20 protein-coding genes and 1 tRNA gene are annotated in these 23,959 nt (G+C 69.2%); 7 read left to right on the forward strand and 14 right to left on the reverse strand.

Annotated elements, in window-relative coordinates; translation table 11 throughout:
• Positions 1 to 41: 41 nt before the first annotated feature.
• Complete coding sequence (locus tag AC6I9V_RS04015; protein ID WP_497898431.1) at positions 42 to 995, reverse strand: aldose 1-epimerase family protein; 954 nt, start codon at positions 993 to 995, stop codon at positions 42 to 44.
• Positions 996 to 1,078: 83 nt separating this feature from the next.
• Between AC6I9V_RS04015 and galT the strand changes: the two genes are divergently transcribed.
• Genes galT through AC6I9V_RS04030 form a run of 3 tightly spaced genes read left to right on the forward strand, consistent with a single transcriptional unit; the run spans position 1,079 to position 4,667 of the window.
• Positions 1,079 to 2,227 carry a galactose-1-phosphate uridylyltransferase gene (gene galT / locus AC6I9V_RS04020; protein ID WP_497898432.1) on the forward strand — a complete coding sequence of 383 codons (1,149 nt, stop codon included), beginning with the start codon at positions 1,079 to 1,081 and terminating at the stop codon, positions 2,225 to 2,227.
• Complete coding sequence (galK, locus tag AC6I9V_RS04025) at positions 2,224 to 3,384, forward strand: galactokinase (protein WP_497898433.1); 1,161 nt, start codon at positions 2,224 to 2,226, stop codon at positions 3,382 to 3,384. The genes galT and galK overlap by 4 nt, the downstream gene beginning before the upstream one ends.
• Before the next feature lie 47 nt (positions 3,385 to 3,431).
• Positions 3,432 to 4,667 (forward strand): acetyl-CoA C-acetyltransferase, encoded by a 1,236-nt coding sequence (locus AC6I9V_RS04030; RefSeq protein ID WP_497898434.1) that lies wholly within the window; start codon positions 3,432 to 3,434, stop codon positions 4,665 to 4,667.
• A gap of 76 nt (positions 4,668 to 4,743) precedes the next feature.
• Here the strand turns inward: AC6I9V_RS04030 and AC6I9V_RS04035 are convergent, their stop codons facing one another.
• Positions 4,744 to 5,682: a Bax inhibitor-1/YccA family protein gene (locus tag AC6I9V_RS04035; RefSeq protein ID WP_497898435.1), complete on the reverse strand. Its 939-nt coding sequence runs from the start codon at positions 5,680 to 5,682 to the stop codon at positions 4,744 to 4,746.
• A gap of 169 nt (positions 5,683 to 5,851) precedes the next feature.
• A complete protein-coding gene (locus AC6I9V_RS04040) occupies positions 5,852 to 6,604 on the reverse strand; it encodes a polysaccharide lyase family protein (RefSeq protein WP_497898436.1) in 753 nt (250 codons plus the stop codon).
• A gap of 615 nt (positions 6,605 to 7,219) precedes the next feature.
• Between AC6I9V_RS04040 and AC6I9V_RS04045 the strand changes: the two genes are divergently transcribed.
• The 4 genes from AC6I9V_RS04045 to AC6I9V_RS04060 are packed head-to-tail and all read left to right on the forward strand — an operon-like array spanning position 7,220 to position 11,363.
• The gene (locus AC6I9V_RS04045) at positions 7,220 to 8,512 is read left to right on the forward strand and encodes a branched-chain amino acid ABC transporter permease (RefSeq protein ID WP_349412477.1); all 1,293 of its coding nucleotides are present in this window, start codon (positions 7,220 to 7,222) and stop codon (positions 8,510 to 8,512) included.
• A gap of 9 nt (positions 8,513 to 8,521) precedes the next feature.
• Entirely contained in the window at positions 8,522 to 9,490 is a 969-nt protein-coding gene (locus tag AC6I9V_RS04050; protein WP_146335428.1) for a branched-chain amino acid ABC transporter permease, read from the forward strand.
• Positions 9,487 to 10,593 carry an ABC transporter ATP-binding protein gene (locus AC6I9V_RS04055; protein WP_497898437.1) on the forward strand — a complete coding sequence of 369 codons (1,107 nt, stop codon included), beginning with the start codon at positions 9,487 to 9,489 and terminating at the stop codon, positions 10,591 to 10,593. The genes AC6I9V_RS04050 and AC6I9V_RS04055 overlap by 4 nt, the downstream gene beginning before the upstream one ends.
• A complete protein-coding gene (locus tag AC6I9V_RS04060) occupies positions 10,590 to 11,363 on the forward strand; it encodes an ABC transporter ATP-binding protein (RefSeq protein ID WP_349412474.1) in 774 nt (257 codons plus the stop codon). Before AC6I9V_RS04055 ends, AC6I9V_RS04060 begins: the two co-directional genes overlap by 4 nt.
• Before the next feature lie 777 nt (positions 11,364 to 12,140).
• Here AC6I9V_RS04060 and AC6I9V_RS04065 read toward each other — a convergent pair.
• The 11 genes from AC6I9V_RS04065 to AC6I9V_RS04115 all read right to left on the reverse strand — a co-directional run bounded on the left by AC6I9V_RS04065 (position 12,141) and on the right by AC6I9V_RS04115 (position 23,941).
• Complete coding sequence (locus AC6I9V_RS04065; RefSeq protein ID WP_497898438.1) at positions 12,141 to 13,490, reverse strand: ABC transporter substrate-binding protein; 1,350 nt, start codon at positions 13,488 to 13,490, stop codon at positions 12,141 to 12,143.
• Between the two features lie 429 nt (positions 13,491 to 13,919).
• Positions 13,920 to 13,993 (reverse strand) — tRNA-Leu (locus tag AC6I9V_RS04070).
• A gap of 31 nt (positions 13,994 to 14,024) precedes the next feature.
• On the reverse strand, positions 14,025 to 15,002 hold the full coding sequence (locus AC6I9V_RS04075) for an N-acetyltransferase (protein WP_497898439.1): 978 nt from the start codon (positions 15,000 to 15,002) through the stop codon (positions 14,025 to 14,027).
• 126 nt (positions 15,003 to 15,128) lie between these two features.
• On the reverse strand, positions 15,129 to 16,586 hold the full coding sequence (locus tag AC6I9V_RS04080) for an NAD(P)/FAD-dependent oxidoreductase (RefSeq protein ID WP_497898440.1): 1,458 nt from the start codon (positions 16,584 to 16,586) through the stop codon (positions 15,129 to 15,131).
• Positions 16,587 to 16,620: 34 nt separating this feature from the next.
• Entirely contained in the window at positions 16,621 to 18,000 is a 1,380-nt protein-coding gene (locus AC6I9V_RS04085) for a S8 family serine peptidase (RefSeq protein ID WP_497898441.1), read from the reverse strand.
• 46 nt (positions 18,001 to 18,046) lie between these two features.
• Positions 18,047 to 19,000, reverse strand: a complete 954-nt coding sequence (locus AC6I9V_RS04090) for a Ppx/GppA phosphatase family protein (protein WP_497898442.1) — start codon at positions 18,998 to 19,000, stop codon at positions 18,047 to 18,049.
• Positions 18,997 to 19,686 carry a DUF501 domain-containing protein gene (locus AC6I9V_RS04095; protein ID WP_497900251.1) on the reverse strand — a complete coding sequence of 230 codons (690 nt, stop codon included), beginning with the start codon at positions 19,684 to 19,686 and terminating at the stop codon, positions 18,997 to 18,999. Before AC6I9V_RS04095 ends, AC6I9V_RS04090 begins: the two co-directional genes overlap by 4 nt.
• Before the next feature lie 137 nt (positions 19,687 to 19,823).
• Entirely contained in the window at positions 19,824 to 20,522 is a 699-nt protein-coding gene (locus tag AC6I9V_RS04100) for an FtsB family cell division protein (protein ID WP_497898443.1), read from the reverse strand.
• 122 nt (positions 20,523 to 20,644) lie between these two features.
• On the reverse strand, positions 20,645 to 21,925 hold the full coding sequence (gene eno, locus AC6I9V_RS04105) for a phosphopyruvate hydratase (RefSeq protein WP_497898444.1): 1,281 nt from the start codon (positions 21,923 to 21,925) through the stop codon (positions 20,645 to 20,647).
• 128 nt (positions 21,926 to 22,053) lie between these two features.
• On the reverse strand, positions 22,054 to 22,779 hold the full coding sequence (locus tag AC6I9V_RS04110) for a MazG nucleotide pyrophosphohydrolase domain-containing protein (RefSeq protein ID WP_497898445.1): 726 nt from the start codon (positions 22,777 to 22,779) through the stop codon (positions 22,054 to 22,056).
• Positions 22,772 to 23,941, reverse strand: coding sequence for an adenosine deaminase (locus AC6I9V_RS04115; protein WP_497898446.1), 1,170 nt, complete (start codon positions 23,939 to 23,941; stop codon positions 22,772 to 22,774). Before AC6I9V_RS04115 ends, AC6I9V_RS04110 begins: the two co-directional genes overlap by 8 nt.
• Positions 23,942 to 23,959 lie beyond the last annotated feature (18 nt).

Genomic DNA, 23,959 nt, shown 5'->3' on the forward strand with positions numbered 1-23,959 from the left:
CCCAGTGCGGCGCGGAAGTGAAACGGGCAGGGCAAACCCGGCTAGGCCCCAAGCGCGGCCGTGATTCCCCAGCTCATGGTGAAGGACTCCCCCGGCGGCAGCCAGTTCAGGCCGTCACCGCTGTTGAAGGCGTTGGCGGGGCCGGTCATCGGCTCCAGCGCCACGGCCCGGGTGCGGCCGGGGAACGCGTCGGTGACAAAGACGTGGACGTAGCGGCAGTGCGCATCCTGCCAGAGGCTCACGCTGCGGCCGTCGGGCGCGTGCAGGGTGCTGCGGGCCACGCCGCCGTCGAAGTCCAGGTCGGTGTACGCGCAGTCCAGGGTGGCGCCGTCGACCGGGCGGCCGGCGCGGAGGTCGAAGCCGCCGTCCACGGGCTCCGTGCTGCGTGGGATCAGACGCTCGTCCGTCACCAGCCGGGTCCGGCCGCCGACGGTCACGGTGAGGTCTTCGGCCGGGACTTCGCCGAGGCGCAGGTAGGGGTGGGCGCCCAGGACAAACGGCGCCGGCGCCTGGGAGTCGTTGACCAGCGTCTGCCGGACGGTGAGCCCCAGCCCCTCGTCCAGTTCGTAGCCCACCCGGTGCCGGAGCAGGAACGGGTAGCCGTGCTGCGGGAACACGGTGGCTTCCAGGGTCACCGAAAACTCGGACTCGTCCACGAGGTCGTAGGAGGCGTTGCGCAGCAGTCCGTGGCTGGCGTTGTTGCGGGAGACCTCGGTGATGTCGAGCTGCTGTTTCTTCCCGTCGAGGTACCAGAGGCCGTCCTCCACGCGGTTCGCCCACGGCGCCAGGGTGATCCCGGCGGCGCCCGGAGAGATCTCGTCGTCCCCGTAGCTCTCCGTCAGCTGGACCCCGGCCCGGGTGAAGAGCCGCAGCCCGGCCGCCAGCTCGGTCACGACCGCCAGGGCGTCGCCGCGGCGCAGCTCATACTGCCGGCCGCTCGCGTAGCGCCGGGCGGAGGCGTCGGACGGGGAGGCGTGGGATGCGGTGCGGTCCATGGGCACCACGGTACCGAACCGGGCCGCCGGCCGTACACGGCGGGGCTTTGCCGGAAGCTCGCGAAGTCTGATCGAATGAGGGAATGCGCGCCCACAGCATGACCCAGGCCACCCTCGCCGACGGCCGGGACCTCTTCTACTTCGATGACGTCCCCGACGGCGGCGCCGGGGAGACGGACGCCCGGCGGCGGGGGCGCCCGCGGCCGGCGTTCGCGGACCTTCGGGCTCCCGGGGGCCGCAGTGCCGCCGGCGAGCTGCGCTTCGACGCCCTCACCGGTGAATGGGTGGCCATCGCCGCGCACCGCCAGTCCCGGACGCACCTTCCGCCGGCCGATGAGTGCCCGCTTTGCCCCAGCACCCCGGAGAATCCTACCGAGGTCCCGGCGCCGGACTACGACGTCGTCGTGTTTGAGAACCGCTTCCCGTCCCTGGGGCCCGCCGTCGGGCAGCTCCCGGGGCAGCCGGCGTGGGGCACCAGCGTGCCCGCGTACGGCCGTTGCGAGGTGGTGTCCTTCACGCAGGACCACACCGGATCCTTCGGCCGCCTCAGCGAGATCCGGGCCCGCACCGTGGTGGACGCCTGGGCCGCCCGCACCGCGGCGCTCAGCGCGCTGCCCGGCATCCGCCAGGTGTTCCCGTTCGAGAACCGGGGCGCGGAGATCGGCGTCACGCTGCACCACCCGCACGGCCAGATCTACGCCTACCCGTTCGTTCCGCCGCGCGCCGCCGTGCTGGCCGCGGCGGCCCGGAAGTACTACGACGACGCCGACGGCCGCGACACCCTGACCGGCTCGCTGCTGCGCGCCGAACGGACCGACGGCAGCCGGATGGTGTTCGAGGGCAGGCACTTCAGCGCCTACGTGCCCTTCGCCGCCCGCTGGCCGCTGGAGGTGCACCTGGTCCCGCACCGGCAGGTGGCCGACCTTGCGGGCCTCGACGGCGGCGAGAAGGACGAACTCGCCCGGCTGTACCCGGACCTGCTGCGGCGCCTCGATGCCCTCTACCCCAGCCCCACGCCGTACATTGCCGCCTGGCAGCAGGCGCCGCTGGACGGGTTGCTGCGCCCGTCCGGGTACCTGCATCTGCAGCTGACCTCCCCGCGCCGGGCCGCGGACAAGCTGAAGTACCTGGCCGGCTCCGAGGCGGCCATGGGGGCCTTCATCAACGACACCACCCCGGAGGCCGTCGCTGCCCGGCTCCGCGACGCCGGCACGGAAGGAAGCACACGATGAGCGTCCCGCTGGGCACCAGGGAACTCCGTTCGAGGTTCGAGGCCGCCTTCGGGGCCGCCCCCGACGGCATCTGGCAGGCCCCGGGCCGGGTCAACCTGATCGGTGAGCACACCGATTACAACGAGGGCTACGTGCTGCCGTTCGCCATCGACCGGGCCGCGAGGGTGGCCGTCCGGCTCCGGTCCGATTCCGCCGTGCGGATGCTGTCCACCTTCGGAAACCAGGGGCTGACGACGGCGGACGCCGCCGCGCTGGACCCCGTCGCGGCCAAGGGCTGGACCAAATATCCGCTCGGTGTGCTGTGGGCCCTGCAGCAGCGCGGCGTCACCGTCCCGGGCCTTGACCTGCTGCTCGACTCGGACGTGCCGCGCGGGGCAGGCCTGTCCTCCTCGCACGCCATCGAGTGCGCCGTCATCCTGGCCCTCAACGAGCTGACCGGCACGGGCCTCAGCGTCCAGGACATGGTGCTGGCCACCCAGCGCGCGGAGAACGACTTCGTCGGCGCCCCCACCGGGATCATGGACCAGTCGGCCTCGCTCCGGGGCGCGGCGGGTCGAGCCGTGTTCCTCGACTGCCGCGACCAGGCCGTCCGTCTGGTGCCGTTCGACGCCGACGGCGCGTCCCTGGTGCTGCTGGTCATCGACACCAGGGTCTCGCATTCCCACGCCAGCGGCGGCTACGCTGCCCGGCGCGCGTCCTGCGAGCTGGGCGCGGACGTGCTCGGCGTCCGGGCCCTGCGCGATGTGGGGGTCGGGGACCTCGAGGAGGCTGCCGGCCTGCTTGATGCGGAGACATTCCGCAGGGTCCGGCATGTCGTCACCGAGAACGACCGGGTGCTGAGGACCGTGGAGCTGCTCGAGGGCCCCGGGCCGCGGGCGATCGGGCCGCTGCTGGACGCTTCCCACGCCTCGATGCGGGACGATTTTGAGATCTCCTGCCCGGAGCTGGACATGGCGGTGGACACGGCCCGCACCGCCGGCGCGATCGGTGCCCGGATGACCGGCGGCGGCTTCGGCGGCTGCGCGATCGCCCTTGCCCCGGCGGACGCGGAGGATGGGCTGCGGGCCGCCGTCGGAAGCGCCTTCGCCCGGGCAGGCTACGCGGCGCCGGAGATATTCCCGGTGCGCCCGGCGGCGGGCGCCCGCCGGCTGGCCTGACCCGTGCCGGCCTGACCAACCGGGGCGCCCCGGCGTAGGCTGGGCGCATGCCTGAAGCTGTCATCGTTGCCACCGCCCGAAGCCCGATCGGCCGCGCCTTCAAGGGATCGCTGAAGGACGAACGCCCCGACGACCTGGCCGCCGCCATGGTGGCCGCCGCCCTCGCGAAGATCCCCGCCTTCGACCCGAACGACGAGAGCCGCGGCCTCGACGACCTCTACCTGGGCTGCGCCGAGCCCAGCGGCGAGGCCGGGTCCAACATGGCCCGGGTGGTCACCATCCTGGCCGGGCTCGACAACGTGCCCGCCGCGACCATCAACCGCTTCTGCGCCTCGAGCCTGCAGACCCTGCGGATGGCGTTCCACGCGATCAAGGCCGGCGAGGGCGAAGCCTTCGTCGCGGCCGGGGTGGAAGCGGTCTCGCGGTACCGGGACTGGGCCGGGGCCGGGGAGACCGACGCCGGCACCCACAACCCCCTGTTCGAGCCGGCCCGGCAGCGCACCGCGGCCCGGGCCGCGTCCAACACCCCCTGGACCGACCCACGGCTGGGCGGCCGGATGCCGGACATCTACATCTCGATGGGCCAGACCGCGGAAAACGTCGCCACCAGTTACGGCATCGGCCGCGCGGAACAGGACGCCTGGGCGGTGCAGAGCCAGAACCGGGCGGAGGCGGCCCTCGCTTCCGGGTTCTTCGCCCGGGAGATCACCCCGTACACACGCCGCGACGGCACCGTCATTGACCGGGACGACTCCCCCCGGTCCGGCGTCACCCTGGACGCGGTGAGCGCCCTGCAGCCGGTCTTCCGGAGCGAGGGCACCGTGACCGCCGGCAACGCCTGCCCGCTCAACGACGGCGCGGCCGCCGTCGTGGTGATGAGCGATGCCCGGGCAAAGGATCTGGGGCTGGAACCGCTGGCCCGCATCGTCGCCACCGGCGTCAGCGCCCTGTCCCCCGAACTGATGGGCATGGGCCCGGTCGAGGCGACCCGGCGGGCGCTGACGCGTGCAGGCCTCACCATCGGCGACATCGACCTGGTGGAACTCAACGAGGCCTTCGCGGTGCAGGTGGTGGCGAGCGCGCGGGAACTGGGGATCGACCCGGAGCGGCTGAACGTCCACGGCGGCGCGATCGCCCTGGGGCACCCGTTCGGCATGACCGGCGCCCGGATGACCACCACCCTGCTCAACGGCTTGCGCGAACGCGACGGCAGCCTGGGCCTGGCCACCCTGTGCGTGGGCGGCGGCCAGGGCATGGCGGTCATCCTGGAACGCCTCAGCTGAGGCACGGCAACGACAAAGCGGGCCCCGCCTTCCCGGCGGGACCCGCTTCTTAGCGTGCGGTTGCTGCTTGCGGCTGCTAGTCGTCGCCGCGGAGGATGGCCAGCAGGCGGATGATCTCAACGTAGAGCCACACCAGGGTGACGGTGAGGCCGAACGCCGCGGTCCAGGAGAAGCGCTGCGGGGCGCCGGCGCGGACGCCGGCCTCGATGCTGGTGAAGTCCATGATCAGGGAGAACGCGGCCAGGCCGATCGCGAGCAGGCCGATGAAGACGCCCAGCGGGATGCCGAAGATCTGGAAGCTGGTGCGCAGGCCGAACGGGGAGTCGACCGCCCCGGTCCACATCATGACCATGTTGATGAGCGCGAAGACGGCGTAGCCGATCATTGCGATCATAAAGAAGCGCATGGCCTTGGGCGTGGCGCGGACCTTGCCGCTCTTGAACAGCACCAGGGTCACGGCGAAGACGGAGAGGGTGCCGATGACGGCCTGCAGTCCGACGCCGGGGAACATCCCGTCGAGGATCCGGGTCAGGCCGCCCAGGAACAGGCCTTCGAGCGCGGCGTAGGCCAGGATCAGCGCCGGGGAGGGCTGCTTCTTGAAGGTGTTGACGAGGGCCAGGACGAAGCCGCCCAGCGCGCCGACGATCATCAGCATGGAGGCCAGGCCCTGGGCCACCACGAGGGTGACGGCCGCGCCGGCAATCACGGCGCCGAGGCAGGCCGCGGTCTTCATGATGACGTCGTCGAAGGTCATGCGGCCACTGTCGGCCGGTCCCGCGGCGGGGCGGTTGTACATGTCCTGCAGCTGGTCGTTGCTCATCGCCTGCTGCGCAGGGTTCCAGCCGGCCTGGGCCTGGCCGTAGCCGTTCTGGCCGTACGGGTTCTGGCCGTACGGAGCCTGGCCGTAGGCGTTCTGGCCGTAGCCCTGTCCGTAGGGGGCCTGCGGGGCAGGCGGTGCCTGGGTGGCTCCACGGAAGTTCTTTCCGTTGAAGATCGGGTTTCCGCCAAGTGCCATTGCTGGTGTCCTCCAGGTTAAGGGGGTAGGTGATGAGAGCTCGTGAAGATCGGTACGCTTCACGCTACCAATTCCCACGCCCGGTGGGCAGGGATAGTTCCCGCCGGGGTCCGGCCGCAACACAACCGTGATCTGCCGGGTCGGCTCAGGCGTGATCTGCCGGGCCGGCTCAGGCGTGATCGGCCGGACCGGCCCGGCCGGCGCGACCCCGGGCCAGGAACTCGGAATCCGTGCCGCTGTCCACCTCGCCGGGCCGTTTCAGGATGCCGGGCTTCGGCACGGGCAGGACCCCGGGGATCGGTGCCGGGACGCCCGTGCCGCCGTTGACCACCAGGTCGTCGACGTAGATGTCACCCTTTTGCTGGTCATGTTCGGACCCCAGCTGCACCGTGTCGGCCGTGGTGGCAACGATGTTGATGGTGTTGGAGTCGAAGACGGACCGGCCGTCCCACCAGATCTGAACGCCGGTCGCGGGACCGTTGGGGACCACGTGCATCACCAGACGGTGCCAGATCCCGTTCCGCACATTCGGCGCCAGGCTGGTGTACGCGAATCCCTGCGGCGTCGTGGTCCGCAGCACGAGCTCGTGCGAGACGTTCTGCCGAAAGACATCCATGATCCGGACGCCGCCGGAGAAAATCCGCATGTACGGGACGTTGTTGCCGACGGGGCCCTCGGTGGCGATGTTGAACCAGCCGTCGGCGTAGATTTCGCGCGTCCCGGCACCGAGGCCCACGCTCGCTTTCGCGAGGGATTCCGGGTCCGTGGTGGTGTGGAGCCGGATGGAGCAGGTACCGGAGTGGGCGGCGGCAGAGGACAGGGACGCGGCTCCGGTGCCTGCCGTGGACAATTGCAGCCGCTCGTCCAGGGAGCCCGTCTCGAAGTTTGTTGCCACTGCCGTGGTGCCGGGGTAGGGATCCACGGCCGGCGCTGTCCCGCTGACGCACGCCTGCGCCCCGGCGGTGGACGGACCCGACACGAGCGCTGGCACAAGCAGAAGCGCCAGCGCGGCTGCGCCGGCGGCTAGGTATCTGGACCACCGTTTCACCGGTCGTCCCTCCGACATACGCATTGGGATCACACCACAGCACCAACCTGAGGACGGGCGCCCCGGGGGACGCCGTTGCACGAACCTTACCCCGGGCCAACTTGGGTAAACCTTGGGCGCTCACCCGGTTCGGGGCGCGGCCACTGAGCGGCGGGCCCGCGACTGTTTAGGAATCCTCCGGATCAACAAAAGTTTTCTTTAGCCCGGCTAAACCAGCCTGCGTGGCCGGCTTCACGGTTGTTACGCGATCGCGACGTTCTGCCTGCTCGCGGCGGCATTGGAAGCCCCGGCCGGGCTGTAACATTGGGCCAACAGGGTGACGAAGGTCACAGGCTTTACCGGCTCCATCGCATCGCAGTATCCGCCCCGCCGTCGTCCCCTGAACGTTCGCAGCGGTTGCAACGGCGCAACCCAGACCACCCCCATGTGGAGGTTTTCAATTTGAGAAGCACACCGAGAGGCCTGTCGCAGAGACGGCGCGGCAGGATCATGAAAGCTGTGGGGGCCGTTTTCGCCGCCGTGGCCGCCCTCCTGTTGATCGTCGCCCCGGCATCGCAGGCCACGACCCCGTCGCCGACACCATCCCCGTCGAGCACCACGTTCCAGAACAGCATCAGCGGCTTCCTGCGCGGCGACGACCGCGCCCCGCTCGCCGGTGTCACCATCACCGCCAAGAGCGGCGATTTCAAGGGAACAGCCAAATCGGGCGCCAATGGCTCCTGGAACATCGGCGTCCCCACCCAGGGAACCTATGAGGTGGAACTGGACGTCAAGACGCTTCCGGAGGGCATCAAGCTCGCCGAGGGCCAGGAAAACCCCCGCAAGGTCACCTTCAGCCAGACCTCCAACCTCTCGGTGATCTTCGCCTTCGGCAAGGGCATCGTCATCCAGCAGCAGGATTTCGGCCAGAACCTACTTAACCGCCTGGTGGCCGGGCTGAGCTTCGGCCTGCTGCTCGCCCTCGCGTCGGTGGGCCTGTCCCTGATCTTCGGCACCACCGGCCTGACCAACTTCGCCCATGGCGAGATGGTCACCCTCGGCGCCGTCCTGGTCTTCGGCTTCAACGCCATGAACCTGCCGTTCTGGCTCTCGATCATCCTGGCGCTCCTCGGCGGCGGCCTCTTCGGCTACGTCCAGGACGCGGGCCTGTGGAAACCGCTGCGGCGCCGCGGCACCGGCCTGGTCCCGATGATGATCGTCAGCATCGGCCTCGCCCTCGCGGTGCGCTACGTGATCCAGTTCTACTTCGGCGGCGCCACCCAGCAGCTGCCCTTCGCCCAGAGCGCGGAAATCCAGATCGGGCCGGTCTCCATCTCGCCCAACAACCTCTGGTCCCTGCTCATCAGCGTGGTGGTCATTGCCGTCCTCGGCGTCGTGCTGCTCAAGACCCGGCTGGGCAAGGCCACCCGCGCGGTGGCCGACAACCCGGCCCTCGCGGCCGCCTCCGGCATCGACGTCGACTCGGTCATCCGGATCGTCTGGGTCACCGGCGGCATGCTCGCCTCCCTCGGCGGCATCCTCTGGGCCTACTACCGTCCCGGCGTCACCTTCGACATGGGTTCGCAGATCCTGCTGCTCATCTTCGCCGGCGTGACCCTCGGCGGCCTCGGCACGGTCTGGGGCGCCCTGTTCGGATCCATCATCGTCGGCATCTTTGTGGAGCTGACCACCGTGTTCGGCCTCGCAGCCGACCTCAAATATGTGGGAGCACTGTTCATTATGATCGTTGTCCTCTTGTTCCGGCCTCAGGGCATCCTGGGCCGCCGCGAGCGCGTGGGTTAGGAGACAGACATGGACTTCGGATTTATTCTTTCCAGCGCTGCCGGTGAACTGTTCAGCCCGACGACGGCGGCGTACGCGCTTGCCGCCCTCGGCCTGGCGGTCCACTTCGGCTACTCGGGCCTGCTGAACTTCGGCCAGGCCGGCTTTATGGCGGTGGGGGCGTACGGCTTCGCCATCTCCACCCTGACCTTCCACGTGCCGTTCTTCGTGGGCCTGCTGATCGCCGTCGTCTGCTCGGCTATCTTTGCCCTGCTGCTCGGCATCCCCACCCTCCGGCTGCGCGCCGACTACCTGGCCATCGTGACGATCGCGGCCGCGGAAATCGTCCGCTACATCGTCACCACGAACCAGCTCACCTCGGTGACCGGTTCGGCCAACGGCCTGGCCGCCTTCGAGGGCGACTTCTACGCGATGAACCCGTTCCCCGCGGGGTCCTACTTCGGCATGAACAACCGTGACTTCTTCATCCGGATCGTCGGCTGGGGCCTGGTGATCGTCTGCTGCGTGCTGGTCTGGCTGCTGATGCGCAGCCCGTGGGGCCGCGTCCTCAAGGGCATCCGCGAGGACGAGAACGCGGTCCGCTCCCTCGGCAAGAACGTCTACTCGTACAAGATGCAGGCCCTCGTGATCGGCGGCGTGCTTGGTGCCCTCGCGGGCATGGTGTTCACGCTCCCCCGCGGTGCGGTGCAGCCGGCCAACTACGGTACGGAGCTGACGTTCTTCCTGTACACCTGCCTGCTGCTCGGCGGACTCGGCACCGTGCTCGGGCCCGTCGTCGGCGCGATGATCTTCTGGGTGGTGCTGTCCCTGACGCAGGGCGTGCTGTACGGCCTGATCGAATCGGGCGCCGTCACGTGGCTGAACACGGTCCAGGCCGGCCAGCTGCGCTACATCCTGGTTGGCATCGCGCTGATGCTGCTGATGATCTTCAGGCCCCAGGGCGTCTTCGGCAACAAGAAGGAGCTGGCGTTCGCATGAGCATGCACAGCGAAGAATCCAAGGCGGCCGCCGGGACCACCGGCGACGCCGAGACCATCGACTACATGACGGACAACCGTCCCATCGCCGCCGGCGAGATCGCTCCCGGCTGCAAAAAGCGCGACCCGATCGTGGTGGCGGAAAACGTGACCCGCAGCTTCGGGGGCATCAACGCCGTCGACGTCGAGTACCTCGAGATCCCGCGGCACAAAATCACGGCCCTGATCGGCCCCAACGGCGCCGGCAAAACCACCCTGTTCAACCTGCTGACCGGCTTCGACACCCCGAATTCGGGCAAGTGGCAGTTCGAGGGCAACAGCCTGGCCGGCGTGTCCTCCTACAAGGTGGCGCGTATGGGCATGGTCCGCACCTTCCAGCTGACCAAGGTCATGGGCAAGCTCACCGTGATGGAGAACATGCGCCTTGGTGCGTCTGACCAGTCCGGCGAGAAGCTCTCCAAGGCCCTGTTCAAGGGAATCTGGGGCGGCCAGGAGAAGAAGATCACCGCAGAAGCCAACGTGTTGCTTGAGAAGTTCAAGCTCGACGCCAAGAAGGACGACTATGCCGCGTCCCTCTCCGGCGGCCAGCGGAAACTCCTGGAGATGGCCCGCTCGCTGATGGTGCGTCCGAAGCTCGTGATGCTGGACGAACCGATGGCCGGCGTCAACCCGGCGCTGACCCAGTCCCTGCTGGACCACATCAAGAACCTCAAGGCCGAGGGCATGACCGTGCTGTTCGTCGAGCACGACATGCACATGGTCCGCCACATCGCCGACTGGGTGGTGGTGATGGCCGAGGGCAAGATCGTCGCCGAGGGCCCGCCCGCCGAGGTCATGAAGAACCCGGCCGTGATCGACGCCTACCTGGGCGCCCACCACGACGTCGACCTGGGCGATTCGGAAGGCATCAAGGAGCTCGCAGCCGAACTTGAGGCCGACGAGGAATCGATTGTCGGCACCGAGAACGCCGGCCTGATCTCCTCCGATGTCCTCGTGACGGAGGCGGCAGAGCCCGACACCGCCAACGGGGCACCGCACGGCAGGCGCAGCGCCGAGGAGCCCACCCGCGGCGAGCCGACCCGGACAGAGAAGGACACAGAATGAGCGCCACCAGCGCGGCAGCAGCCGCCAAGAACACCTACGACGGCGACTCGGTTGTTAAGGTCACCGACCTGGTGGCCGGCTACATCCCGGGCGTGAACATCCTCAACGGCTGCAGCATCGAGGCCCGCAAGGGTGAACTGATCGGCATCATCGGCCCCAACGGCGCCGGCAAGTCGACCCTGCTGAAGGCGATGTTTGGCCTGGTCAAGGTCCACTCCGGCTCCGTGGTGGTCCGTGGCCAGGACATCACCGGGCTGAAGGCCAACAAGCTGGTCAGCCGGGGTGTGGGCTTCGTTCCGCAGACCAACAACGTGTTCGCGGCCCTGACCATCGAAGAGAACCTGCAGATGGGCATGTTCCAGCGGCCGAAGGACTTCGCCGAACGGTTCGACTTTGTAGCTGAGCTGTTCCCGGAACTGGCCAAGCGGCGTGCCCAGCGCGCCGGTTCGCTCTCCGGCGGCGAACGCCAGATGGTCGCCATGGGGCGGGCCCTGATGATGGATCCGGCCGTGCTGCTGCTCGATGAGCCTTCCGCCGGCCTCTCCCCCGTCAAGCAGGACGAGACCTTCCTGCGGGTGCACGAGATCAACCGGGCCGGCGTCTCCGTCATCATGGTGGAACAGAACGCACGCCGCTGCCTGCAGATCTGCGACCGCGGCTACGTCCTAGACCAGGGCAAGGACGCGTACACGGGCACCGGACGGGAACTCATGAAGGACCCCAAGGTCATCCAGCTGTACCTGGGCACCCTGGCCGACACCGTCGACTAGTTCGTCCGCGCACTCCCAGAGGGCCGTCACCGCACCGGTGGCGGCCCTTCTGCGTACCCGGGTGTGATTGTTGGCCGTGGCGGGCGTGATGTCGGCCGTGGCTCCGGAGACAGCCACTTGCTCGGCGCCTGCGCCCGTTCCTCCCCAACAACGGCGCTTTCGCAAGCACCTGCCTCCGTCGCCCTCTGCGTTATTCTCACCGAACGCTCTGCGGCACCCGGGCCACGTCTCCGCACCGATTCCGGAAAGGCGCACCCCGGAGCCGCCTAGTGTCCGTTTCCGCGCCGGATTCGGACCGGCGCACCCCAGAGCCGGGTAGCCTTCGTCCGATCCCGTAGCGCTTATCCGCTTCCGCAGCACATTTTCGATTCGCAGCTCACATGGCCACCCCCTGGCCCCGACGCCGGCCCGGCCACCACGGCACCCCGTGCCACGTTTCCGCACCGATTCCGGACCGTCGCACCCCGGGCCCGCGTAGCCCGCGTCCGATTCCGTAGCGCTAATCCGTTTCTGCAGCCCCACGGCCGCCGACAGCCAGCCCGACGACGCCGGCCCGTTCCCGTCGGCGATGTCACGTGGCGCAGAGTGTTGGGCCTGCGCCCGCCGGGTTAGTCCGGTTCTTCGGGGTCGCGGTGGACGGGACTGGTTGAAGCCTGCGCTGCGTGACGCCGGGGCCCGGTCGCGTCCTCCGCCGCCACTCCCTACATACGACGAATACACAAGAGACCCCCGTCCGGGAGGACGGGGGTCTCTTGTGTATCTGGGTGGTATCCGGTGTTAGAGCTTGCCGAATTCTTCCTTGACGGGCTTGTAGGTGTTGTCATCCTGGAACTCGTAGATGCCAATGTAGGCTTCCGTCGGGTCCCCGGCGTCGGAGAACGTTACGGGGCCGGACTGGCCGTCGTAGTCGATGTCCTTGCCGTTGCGGAGCAGGGTGACACAGGAGGCGAAGTTGTTGCACTTCTCGCCGCCTTCGGAGACCGCCTTGAGCTGCTTGGCGATGTCCACGCCCTTGGTGCTCTTGGCCGCTTCGGCAGCCAGTGCGATCAGGTTCACGGCGTCGTAGGACTCGCCTGCGTAGCTGTAATCCTTCAGCGCGGGGTCGATCCCGAGCAGCTTCTTCTTGAAGTCATCCTTGGCGAAGGTGCCCGGGATGGTGCCCTGGGCACCCTTCAGGGTGCCGGCCTTGAAGTCCTTGCTGTAGTCGGACATGTTGCCGTCCACCATGAAGATCTGGGTGGGCTTGATGCCCTTGCCCGTCATCAGCGGCACGATGCTCTTGGCCTGGTCGAAGGTGATCAGGGCGATGGCATCGGGCTTGGCCGCGAGGACCTTGTCCACCTGGCTGGAGAACTGTGAGTCGCCTTCGTTGAAGAGTTCCTGCGCCACAACCTTGCCGCCGGCTGCTTCAACCGCCGCCTGCACGTTCTTGGCCAGGCCGGTGCCGTATGCGTCGTTCAGTACGATCATGCCGACGGTCTGGGCGCCACAGGTGGTCATGTAGTTGCCCAGGACCTTGCCCTGCAGGACGTCCGAGGGGGCGGTGCGCCAGTAGAGGCCCTTGTCGTCCCAGGCGGTGAAGTCCGGCGAGGTGTTGGCCGGCGAGAACTGAATCACACCGGCGCCGGTGATCTGGTTGATCACGGTCTTGGAGACGCCCGAGGAGGCGGCACCGATGATGGCGCTGACGCCCTGGCCCAGGAGCGCGGACGTGGATTGCGTGGCGATGTCCGTCTTGGTATCGCCCGAGTCGCGGTGGATCACCTCGACCGGCTTGCCCAGGACGCCCCCGGCGTCATTGATCTCCTTGATGCCAAGGTTGACACCCGCGATTTCGGGCGGGCCGAGGAAGGCGAGGGAGCCGGTGGTCGGCAGCAGGGAGCCGAGCTTGAGCGGGGTCTCGGTGGTGGTCGAGGAAGGGGGCACGGCGCCGCCGGCGCCAGCCGCGGTGGTGGCCCCGCCGGTTGCACTCGGGGCCGGGCATGCGATGCCTGCTGCCTGGGCTGTAGCAGAACCGGTTGACGACGGCGTGGACGAACCGCCACAAGCCGTAGCCAGAAGGGCGACGCCGAGGCTTAGCGCTGTGAGCTTAGCGATGCGCGGCGCCACCTGGGGGAGTGAAGTCATAGAAAATCTCCTCGATCGAAAGGTGCGAACGGCCTTTGACGCGAAAGATCAGGTGTTCCTGATTTAGATTCAAGCTAGTGCAATTTCCGCGCGAAGATAAGTGACTACGGTCACATCCTTATAACACTCGTTGCCTAGGGGGAATCAGGCCAATAAACGGGCCCGCAGGCCGCCTCAGGACGGCCCCTAGGCCGACGCCGCCTACCGCCACCGCCACGGGCTCCACGGCCTTCTCCGCGGACCCCACGGCCGCGCACGACGCCCCCGCAAACAGCGAAAAACGCCCCCGCACCGGTCATTGCGACTCGCGGTGCGGGGGCGTCTTTTGGTGTTCCCCTGCCGTTGGGGGGATATGGAGGAACTGCACAAACATATGTTGCGAAAATCCGCAAGTCAAAAGCGCCCGGTGAAGCGGGGCTGCTGATCTTGTGCCCCAGGTGGGACTCGAACCCACAACACGCGGATTTTAAGTCCGCTGCCTCTGCCAATTGGGCTACTGGGGCGCCCGGTCAATGGTATCCCGGCGCGGGGCCGCTAGGAGGCCGCAGGCGGCCCGTTGAAGGGCTCGGCGTAGCGGAACGCTCCGCTGACGCCGCCGGGCCAGAGGGCCAGCGGCAGCAGCTGGAAGTGCTCGCCCCAGGCAGAGTCCGGGGGCTGCACGCCGAGGGAGGTGGAGGGCACTAAGCCGAACCGTGCATAGTATTCCGGGCTGCCCAGCAGGGCGATGCCCCGCTCCCCCGCCGCGTTTGCCCGGTCGATGGTTTCCTTCATCAGCGCCGATCCGATTCCGTGGCGCTGCAGCCGCGGGGCCACCCCGATCGGGCCGAGCCCCAGCAGTTCCAGCTCCCCCGCCCGGCCGCGGGTGCTGATCACGTGGCCCACGATCTCGCCGTCGAGCTCCGCCACGATGCTGAAGTCGGGCAGGTACTCCCGGCATTCGAAGAGCCGCCTCAGCAGGTCCACCTCCTCCGGTTCCCCTTCGACCGGCAGACCCGTGACGGGCGAGATGGCGAACGCCGCCGCGGTGAGGGCCAGGATGGCCTGCCGGTCCTCCGGCTCCTCGGTGCGGAGCAGGAGGGTGGGCGTTGACTGCTGGTCGCCGCCGTTCGCGGTGCGGCTGGCCGCGGAGAGCTCGTGCAGGACCTCAAGCGCGCGTTCGGCGTCGGCCACGGGAACCAGCAGGTGGTCGTGGTGGAAGCCGGCGAGGACGTTGCAGCTGATCTTGGCTTCCGTCAGGGCCGCGCTGACGGCGGCGGTCAGCCCCAGGGCCTCGAGCGAGGAATGCACCTGCAGGGTGATCCAGGCGGCCACGAAGTCGTACCGCAGGCCCAGGGCATCGGCGTCCTCGCGCGGCAGGACCACCGTCAGGCCCTCGGCTTCGCGCACGGCGGCCGCAATCTGGCCGGCCAGCGGTTTGCCGTGCGGCCAGAGGGCGTAGACGTACTCGCCCTCGCGGAGTGCCGGCTTCATGGTCGCGAGCAGCGTGTGCAGGTCCTTCTCGGCAGGAGTCATGGGCCAAGTCTAGGCGGGCCCTCCCGCCCGCCGGCCAATCCGGCCCGGCACCAGCGGCAGCGGCACCAACGACGACGGCGGCCGCCCCCCGGAAGGGGACGGCCGCCGTCGTCGGGCTGCTGGCGACTACTTCGAGTCGGCCACAACGGTCTCCTTGGCAGCTGCCTCGGCAGGCTTGTCGGCCGCCGGAGCCGCCGGCGCGGCGGCGGGCTTCGGAGCCGGCGTCGCCGCTGACACGAAAGCGCCGCGCGGGTTGTCCAGGTCCATCAGCTGGGTGGTGTCGCGGCCCATAAAGAAGGCGAGGATCCAGCCAAAGATCACGCGGACCTTGCGCTCCACGGTCGGCATGGCCAGGCCGTGGTAGCCGCGGTGCGCCAGCCAGGCCAGCGGGCCCTTGAGCCCGATCCGGCCGATGAGGTTGATGTTGGCGACACCCTTCCATTCGCCGAAGCCGGCGACTGCGCCCAGGTTCTTGTGCTTGTAGTCCTTGAGTTCCTTCTCCCAGCGGGAGGCCCAGAGGTTCTTGGCCAGGCGCTTGGCCTGGCGCAGCGCGTGCTGGGCGTTCGGGACGCAGGTGCCGTCGGGCAGGCCGCTGCCGGTGAGGTCCGGCACAGCGGCGATGTCGCCGGCGGCCCAGGCGTTCTCGATGATGCCTTCGTCGCCGGAAATACGGAGGTCGGGGAGGACGCGGACGCGGCCGCGGGGCTCGAGCGGGAAGTCGGTGGAGCGGACCATCGGGTTGGCCTGCACGCCGGCAGTCCAGACGAGGGTGTCCGATTCGAATTCCTGCGCGGGAGTCTTGTCCGGCAGGTTGATGAGCTTCAGCGAGTCCTCGGCGTTGTCCAGCGAGGTGTTCAGCAGCACCTCGATGCCGCGGCTGCGCAGGTGCTCGACAACCCATTCGGCCTGCTTGGCGGTGACCTCGGGCATGATCCGGCCCATGGCCTCGACCAGGACGAAGCGGACTTCCTCCTGCTTGACGCGCGGGTTGTTCTTGACCGCGGCGCGGGCCAGGTCTTCCATTTCGGTGATGCATTCGATGCCGGCGAAGCCGCCGCCGACGACGACGAAGGTCAGGGCGCGGGCGCGTTCGACCGGGTCGGTCATGAGCGAACCGGTTTCGATGCGCTCCAGGACACCGTTGCGCAGGGCAACGGCTTCCTCGATGGTCTTCAGGCCGATGCCCTTGTCCGCGAGGCCCTTGATCGGGAACGTGCGGGTGATCGCACCGGCGGCCAGCACCACGTCGAAGTAGGGAATCTCGAAGTTCTCGCCGCCGTCGGCCGGTGCCACCACGGCCGTGCGGTTGGCGTGGTCGATCGAGGTGACGCGGCCCTGGATCAGCTCGGTCTGCTTGAGGTGCTGGCGGTGCGAGACGACGGCGTGGCGTGCCTCGATGTTGCCGCCGGCCACCTCCGGGAGGAAGGGCTGGTAGGTCATGTAGGGCAGCGGATCGACGACGGTGACGATGCCACCGGCGTTCGCGATCTTCTTCTGCAGTTTGAGGGCTACGTACAGGCCGACGTACCCGCCGCCGACGACGAGTACCCTGGGACGGTCCTGGAGCTGAGGGGTGGATGCCATGCGTCAAGAATACCGTAGTTTGTGAAAAACTTCACTAACTCGCCGGGGTGCCGGAATCCACGGAATCCAGCGCGCTCGTTTCCGGCCCGGCGGGCCTGTCCGCCGGGCCGCGGACTGCCCGCCGTAGCTGGAGGGCGGCCGCGGCGATGATGCAGACAAAGAGCCCGCCGAAGCCGAGCACCACCATCGCCGGGACGGCACTGTCGGCAGGCGAAGGAGCCTGCGCGGCCGGAACGGTCGCCTCGGGAAGCGTCGGCGCCGCGCTGGGGGGGCTGGGCTGCGCAGCGGGCGCGGAACTCACCGGATTGCCCCTGCGGTGGACGCGGATCCAGTCCGAGATCGACCCCAGCGGGTTGACCGCGCTCTCCGGGACATCGGCCTTCAGGGCAGCCTCGGCGTTGAGTACGCCGAAGCCGTAAAGCGGGTCCTTGCCCGGCAGTCCTGCGTCCTTCGCCGTGCTGACGATCCGGTTGATGACCTGACTCGCCGGCATGTCCGGCCACTTGGACCGGATCAGGGCCGCGACCCCGGCCACAACCGGGGTGGCGCCCGAGGTTCCCGCCCACTCGGCGTAGCCTCCGCCGGGCATACCGCCCACCAGGTTCTCTGCCGGGGCGGCAACGCCGATGCTGATGCCCTGGGAAGACGAGTCGATGCTGGCGACGCCCTTGCGGTCCAGGCCGGCCACCGTCAGCACACCCGGGATCGTGGCCGGGGCCCCCACCTGGATGTTTCCGCCCACGCGGTTTCCGGCGGCGGCGACGATCACCACATCCTTCTGCTCGGCGTAGAGGAACGCCGCATCCCAGCTTTGCGGCCACTCCGGGGCGGTGCTGCCGAGCGAGATGTTGATGACGCGCGCGCCGTTGTCCACGGCCCAGCGGACCGCCCCGGGAATCTGGTCCTGGTCGCTCTTGCCGCCCGGGTTGGCCGATCCCAGCCAGGTGGACACGGAAAGGATCTGCGCTTCGGGGGCCACACCCACGATCCCGTCGGGGCCAACGCCGGCGCCGGGCGTTGGACTGGGGCTGGCGCTGGCGGCCGCAGGCTGGTGGCCCCGGCCGGCCAGCATCGTGGCGACGAGCGTGCCGTGCTCGGGCTTGGCCCCGATGCTCTTCTGGCCGTCGGCGGCCCCCGCGCCGGAGACGTCCGCTCCCCCGGCCAGCACGCCCTTGAGGTCCGGGTGCTTGCCGTCGACGCCGCTGTCGATCACGGCGACCTTGACGTTTGCGCCCTTGGAGACTTCCCAGGCCTTGGTGATGCCGGATTCGGCCAGCCAGTATTCCTTATCCCGGGTGGCATCGGCGTGGGCCGCCGGGGCACCCGACAGCGCTCCCGCGGTGCTCCCGCCGGCAAGGGCCAGGGCCATTAACGCGGAGGCGGTCCGGCGGTGCCGGGCTGTTGCTCTGGTCATTCGGGTCCAATCGGCGGTCTGTCCGGGCGCAAAAGCTGGCTGATGCTCACGGCAGGATGCTAAGGGCAATCCCGTCAAGAATATCGTGTTCGCTGCTGACGGCCGACGTGATCCGGCCGTCGGTGGCGTCCGCCATCCGTTCCAGCACCCGGCGCCAGACGAGGCCGCCGGCGCCGATGACGTCCACGCGTCCGGGATGCATGTACGGCAGGGCCGCGCGGTCCTCCCGTGCCATTTCCAGCAGTGACGTGCACGCCTCCCGGGCGGTGGCCAGGTCCAGTTCCGTGCCGTGGATGGCCGCCGGGGAGTACTCGGCCAGCTTCAGCGCGTGGGCGGTGATGGTGGTGACCGATCCCGCCACACCGATCACCGCGGTGGCGCGCTCCAGCGGGACCGTCCGCGCCGCGTGGCTGATGGCGGCGTCGACGTCGGCTTCCGCGGCGGCGATCTGCGCGGCGGTGGGCGGGTCGCCGACCAGGTGGCGTTCGGTCATCCGGACGCAGCCGACGTCGACCGATTTGGCGGCGATAACGCCGTCGGCGTCGCCGAGCACGAATTCGGTGCTGCCGCCGCCGAGGTCCACGACGAGGACCGGGTCCTTGCCGCGCGAGGGCAGGACGCTGCTGGCACCGGCGAACGACAGCGCGGCCTCCTCGTCGCCGCTGATCACTTCGGGTTCGACGCCGAGCAGCTCACGGACGCCGTCGATGAAGACCTGCCGGTTGCGGGCGTCCCGGGTGGCGGAGGTGGCCACGAAGCGGACCTTTGTGGCGCCGTGGCGGCGGATCAGCTCGGCATAGTCGCGGGTCGCCTCGAGGGTGCGCTCCAGCGCCTCCTGGGCGAATTCGCCGGTGGCGTCGACGCCCTGGCCGAGCCGGACCACGCGCATTTCCCGCACGACGTCGGTGAGCCGGGGGGTGGTGCCGCCGGCGTCCGCCGCATCGGCGATCAGCAGGCGGATGGAGTTGGTGCCGCAGTCGATCGCGGCCACGCGGGTCACTGGCCGGCTCCGGCGCCTGCGTCGGCGTCTGCGCCGGCGTCTGCGTCGGTGGACTCCGCGCGGGCCTTGCGGACCGGGGCGGGCCGGCCGACGATGTCCGGAAGTCCCTGTGGGCCGTGGCGGCTCAGGTCCTGGGAGGGGGCCTCTCCCCCGGTGTCCCAGGCGCCGTCGCAGTAGCAGCGCTCCCGTGTCCACCACTGGCTGATGCCGGCGATGGCCTCGTCGCCGAGCGGGTTGACGCCGGGCCCGGCCGCGAGGGAGTGCCCCACCAGGACGTGCAGGCACTTGACGCGGGTGGGCATGCCGCCGGCGGAGACCCCGTCGATCTCGGGCACGGAGCCGATGCCGGACCGGGCCCCGATGTCGGCGCGGGACTGCAGGTAGGCCTCGTGCGCGGCACGGTAGCCCGCCGCCAGGGCGGGGTCGGCGCCGAGCCGGTCGTTCATTTCGTTCATCAGCCCGGCAGCTTCCAGCCGTGACACGGCGGAGGTGATGACCGGGTGGGTGAGGTAGAACGTGGTGGGGAACGGCGTGCCGTTGCTGAGCCGCGGCGAGGTGGCCGCCACGAGCGGGTTGCCGCAGACGCAGCGGGCGGGGATTTCGACGACGTCGCGCACCGGCCGGCCGAGCTGGCGGCTGAGGACGTCCAGGTCGCGGGCCGATGGCCGGCGCGGCTGTCCTGCGATCTCGGACGCCGCGGCCGGGGCCGTTTCGGCGGGGTCCCCTGCCCGGGGGGTGTCCACTCGGTTCTCGTCCACTGGCGCGGCACCTTCCTGCCCTGTTGGGATCACCGGCCTGCGGTAATCGGCGGCGGGCGCCGCTCCTAGTCTGTTGCCGAACGCCTGATGGACTCCCAGAGGGAATCCACCCACGGCAGGTTGGCGGGGTCTGTGGCTGTGCCTGGCGCGGTACCGGCACCGGACGTTCCGGCAGGAAGATCGCTGCCGAAAACCCAGTAGCCGGTTTCGCCGGGCATAACCATGTTAATGCGGTCGCGGGCCTGCTGCTTCACGTAGTTGGGGTCCTGCCAGCGCGAGACCTGGCGCTTGAGGTCTGTCTGCTTCGCCTGTTTGGCCGAGATGTCGGCTTCGAGTTCCGCGATTTCGGCGCGCTTTTCGAGGAAGATCTTGACCGACGGCGCCAGCAGGATGGTGATCGCGATCATCACCAGGCCCAGGGCCAGCATGCGGCCGGAGAAGGCCTTGGCCGGGACCGGATCGGAGTCTTCCGCTGCGGCGGAGTCCGCGGACCGGTCCGCCGCGGTGGCCGTGGCCGCACGGCCCGCGGCGGCCCTGGCCGCACCGGCCGCCGCCCCGGCGGGGGCGCGGCCGCCGCCGTCGGAGGCACTGTTTGGCTGGGATTTGGGGTGGGGACGGGCCGCGGCGCCGGGTGCGGTGCCGCGGCCCGTCCCGCCGAAATCGGCCCGGATGACGTCGGCGCCGTCGGTTTCCGCCCGGCCGGCGGGCTGGGACGCCGGAGCCGCAGCGGCGGCCCGGGGAACCTTGGGACGGCGGGTTGCCATGTCACTCCTCCAAACAGGCCACAAGACAGGGGCCAAAAACCGGCCAGGAAAGGACCGGCCAAAACAGAACCGGCGGCCATGGTCATTCCACCATAGCCACCGGTTCCGGGATTTAGCGGGTACTAGCCTTTGAAACGCGGGAACGCGCTCCGGCCGGCGTAGCGTGCGGCGTCGTCGAGTTCCTCTTCGATGCGCAGCAGCTGGTTGTACTTGGCGACGCGCTCCGAGCGGGCCGGGGCGCCGGTCTTGATCTGGCCGGCGTTGGTGGCCACCGAGATGTCGGCGATGGTGGTGTCCTCGGTTTCGCCGGAGCGGTGCGAGGTGATGGTCGTGTAACCCGCGCGCTGGGCGAGGGACACGGCGTCGAGCGTCTCGGTCAGCGAACCGATCTGGTTCACCTTTACCAGCAGCGAGTTGGCGGTCTGCGAATCGATGCCGGTCTGCAGGCGCTCCGGGTTCGTCACGAACAGGTCATCGCCCACGATCTGGACCTTGTCGCCGATCGTGTCCGTGAGGGTCTTCCAGCCCTCCCAGTCGTTCTCGTCCAGCGGGTCTTCGATCGAGACCAGCGGGTAGTCGGCCACCAGTTCGGCGTAGTAGGCGCTCATCTCGGCGGAGCTGAGGGTCTTGCCTTCGAACTGGTAGCCGCCGTCCTTGAAGAACTCGGAGGACGCGACGTCCAGGGCCAGGGCGATGTCCTTGCCGGGGGTGTAGCCGGCGTTCTTGATGGCTTCCTGGATCAGGTCCAGGGCCGCGCGGTTGGACGGCAGGTTCGGGGCGAAGCCGCCCTCGTCGCCCAGGCCGGTGGCCAGGCCCTTGGACTGCAGCACGGCCTTGAGCGCGTGGTAGACCTCAACGCCCCAGCGCAGGCCCTCGGAGAACGTCTCGGCGCCGAGCGGGACCACCATGAATTCCTGGATGTCGACGTCGGAGTCGGCGTGCGATCCGCCGTTGAGGATGTTCATCAGCGGCACCGGCAGGACGTGCGCGTTCGGGCCGCCCAGGTACTTGTACAGCGGCAGGTCGGCGGAGGCGGCGGCTGCGTTGGCGACGGCGAGCGAGACGCCGAGGATCGCGTTGGCGCCAAGCTTGCTCTTGTTGGCGGTGCCGTCCAGGTCGATCATCGACTGGTCGATGCTGCGCTGGTCGGTCGCGTCGAAGCCGATCAGCGCGGGGGCGATCTGGTCGATGACGGCGTCGACGGCCTTCTGGACGCCCTTGCCGAGGTAACGGCCCTTGTCTCCGTCGCGGAGCTCTACGGCCTCGTGTTCGCCGGTGGAGGCGCCGGAGGGGACTGCTGCGCGGCCGATCTGGCCGTCGGAGAGCAGGACTTCAACTTCTACGGTGGGGTTGCCGCGGGAATCGAGGATCTCGCGGGCGTGGATGGCATCGATAAGCGCCATGAATATGCTCCTTTGGGTGAAGCGATCTGCTGGGAATCTGACTGCTGGGAATCTAGCGGTGGATCAAGCCGAAAACCGACGTCCTCGTCGCCTCTAGCCTAGTCGAGAGTGGGAAAAGTTACGGAAAGCTATCCAGCCCCCGGACGCTGCCCCGGAGAGCCCGTGCCGCCCGGGGGTGTGTCCTGGAAGCGGCGGTTGGCCGCGCGCAGCGCCCGTTCGGCATCCAGGCCGTCGCGGCGGGCCGCGGCGACGATGCCGAACAGCAGCTCGCCGAGCTCCTGTTCGGTGGCGGGGGCGGGTGCGGTGGGTGCTGGGGTGGCGCCGGGCGCCGGCAAGGACCCGGGGGCACCGGGCAGTCCGGCACGTTCCGCGCGGTCCAGCAGCTTCTGCGCCCGGGCGAGGGCCGGCAGCGCGGCCGGGACGCCGTCGAAGGCGTGGTCCCGGCCGGGCTTTTCGGCCCGCTTCACGGCGTCCCACTTCAGCACGATCTCCTCGACCGTGGCCGGGAAAGTGTCCTGCAGGGACCCATCGGGGCGGAAGACGTGCGGATTGCGCCGGATCATCTTCTCCCGCAGGCCGCGGGCGACGTCGTCGAAGGCGAAGGCGCCGCGCTCCTCGGCGAGCCGGGCATGGAGCACCACCTGGAGCAGCACGTCGCCGAGTTCGGCCCGCAGTTCGGCGTCGCCGCCGTCGGCCTCGATGGTCTCGGCCACCTCGTGGGCCTCTTCAAGGAGGTATTCCACGAGGGATTCGTGGGTCAGGGCGCCCATCCAGGGGCAGTGGACACGCAGCTCGGCGATGGTTTGCAGCAGTCCGCCGAGCTGCGCGTCCGTGGCGTCGGGGTCCTTAGCCAAGGTCGGCGTAGGCCTCGTTGATGTACTCGACCAGGGCTTCCTTCTCCTCCAGCGGCAGGAACGCGGCTTCGGCGGCGTTCAGGGTCAGCTCGAGCAGGTCGTCCAGGTCGTAGTCGAAGGTCTCCACGAGCAGTTCGAACTCGTCCGTGAGGCTCACGCCGCTCATCAGCCGGTTGTCCGTGTTGATCGTGACGTTGAAGCCGAGCTGGTAGAGCATGTCCACCGGGTGGCTCTCGATGCCCTCGCCGAAGCCGGCGATCGCGCCGGTCTGCAGGTTGGAGGACGGGCAGATTTCCAGCGCGATGCCGCGGTCCCGGACCCAGCTGGCGAGCTCGCCGAGGGTCACGAGGCCGATGTTGTCACCGACTTCGTCGCTCTCCGGGTCGGTGGCAGCGTCCGCGGGGTCGGCTTCCTCGAACTCGACGGTGACGTCCTCGGCGATCCGCACCCCGTGGCCCAGGCGCAGTGCCCGGCCGTCGACCAAGGCGGACTGGATGCTCTCCAGACCTGCTGCCTCGCCGGCGTGGATGGTGGCCGGGAAGTTGTGCTGGGCGAGGTAGGTGAAGGCGTCCTTGAAGCGGGAGGGCAGGAAACCGTCCTCGGCGCCGGCGATGTCGAAGCCGACGGCGCCCTTGTAGCGGTGGCGCACGGCGAGTTCGGCGATCTCCTGGCCGCGGTCCGCGTGGCGCATCGCGGTGATCAGCTGGCCGACTTGGATTTCCCGGCCGGTCTCGGCGACGGCGTCGACGCCGGCGTCCAGGCCTGCCTGGACGGCCTCCACGACCTCGTCCAGGGACAGGCCCTGCTGCAGGTGCTGCTCCGGTGCCCAGCGCACCTCGCCGTAGACGACGCCGTCGTCCGCGAGGTCCTCGACGAATTCCTTGGCGACGCGGAACAAACCGTCCTTGGTCTGCATCACGGCGATGGTGTGGTCGAAGGTCTCCAGGTAGCGCACCAGCGAGCCGGAATCGGCGGATTCGCGGAACCACTCCCCCAGCGCGACGGGGTCGGTGGACGGCAGCGTGTGGCCGACTTTTTCGGCGAGTTCAATAATGGTGGCCGGACGCAGTCCGCCGTCCAGGTGGTCATGAAGGGAAACCTTGGGGAGGCCCTTCAGGTCGAATTCGAGGTCAGGGGCAGCGTCAGGAATAGTCTCAGTCACGTTCCCACCATAGGGTCG

The sequence above is a fragment of the Arthrobacter sp. SlRoot2-15 genome (assembly GCF_059739345.1).

What these genes read in the sequence shown, in the direction of transcription:
- AC6I9V_RS04015 (WP_497898431.1), bottom strand. Translation starts at nt 995, where the DNA reads ATGGACCGCACCGCATCCCACGCCTCCCCGTCCGACGCCTCCGCCCGG.
- galT (WP_497898432.1), top strand. Translation starts at nt 1,079, where the DNA reads ATGCGCGCCCACAGCATGACCCAGGCCACCCTCGCCGACGGCCGGGAC.
- galK (WP_497898433.1), top strand. Translation starts at nt 2,224, where the DNA reads ATGAGCGTCCCGCTGGGCACCAGGGAACTCCGTTCGAGGTTCGAGGCC.
- AC6I9V_RS04030 (WP_497898434.1), top strand. Translation starts at nt 3,432, where the DNA reads ATGCCTGAAGCTGTCATCGTTGCCACCGCCCGAAGCCCGATCGGCCGC.
- AC6I9V_RS04035 (WP_497898435.1), bottom strand. Translation starts at nt 5,682, where the DNA reads ATGGCACTTGGCGGAAACCCGATCTTCAACGGAAAGAACTTCCGTGGA.
- AC6I9V_RS04045 (WP_349412477.1), top strand. Translation starts at nt 7,220, where the DNA reads ATGAAAGCTGTGGGGGCCGTTTTCGCCGCCGTGGCCGCCCTCCTGTTG.
- AC6I9V_RS04050 (WP_146335428.1), top strand. Translation starts at nt 8,522, where the DNA reads ATGGACTTCGGATTTATTCTTTCCAGCGCTGCCGGTGAACTGTTCAGC.
- AC6I9V_RS04055 (WP_497898437.1), top strand. Translation starts at nt 9,487, where the DNA reads ATGAGCATGCACAGCGAAGAATCCAAGGCGGCCGCCGGGACCACCGGC.
- AC6I9V_RS04060 (WP_349412474.1), top strand. Translation starts at nt 10,590, where the DNA reads ATGAGCGCCACCAGCGCGGCAGCAGCCGCCAAGAACACCTACGACGGC.
- AC6I9V_RS04065 (WP_497898438.1), bottom strand. Translation starts at nt 13,490, where the DNA reads ATGACTTCACTCCCCCAGGTGGCGCCGCGCATCGCTAAGCTCACAGCG.
- AC6I9V_RS04075 (WP_497898439.1), bottom strand. Translation starts at nt 15,002, where the DNA reads ATGACTCCTGCCGAGAAGGACCTGCACACGCTGCTCGCGACCATGAAG.
- AC6I9V_RS04080 (WP_497898440.1), bottom strand. Translation starts at nt 16,586, where the DNA reads ATGGCATCCACCCCTCAGCTCCAGGACCGTCCCAGGGTACTCGTCGTC.
- AC6I9V_RS04085 (WP_497898441.1), bottom strand. Translation starts at nt 18,000, where the DNA reads ATGACCAGAGCAACAGCCCGGCACCGCCGGACCGCCTCCGCGTTAATG.
- AC6I9V_RS04100 (WP_497898443.1), bottom strand. Translation starts at nt 20,522, where the DNA reads ATGGCAACCCGCCGTCCCAAGGTTCCCCGGGCCGCCGCTGCGGCTCCG.
- eno (WP_497898444.1), bottom strand. Translation starts at nt 21,925, where the DNA reads ATGGCGCTTATCGATGCCATCCACGCCCGCGAGATCCTCGATTCCCGC.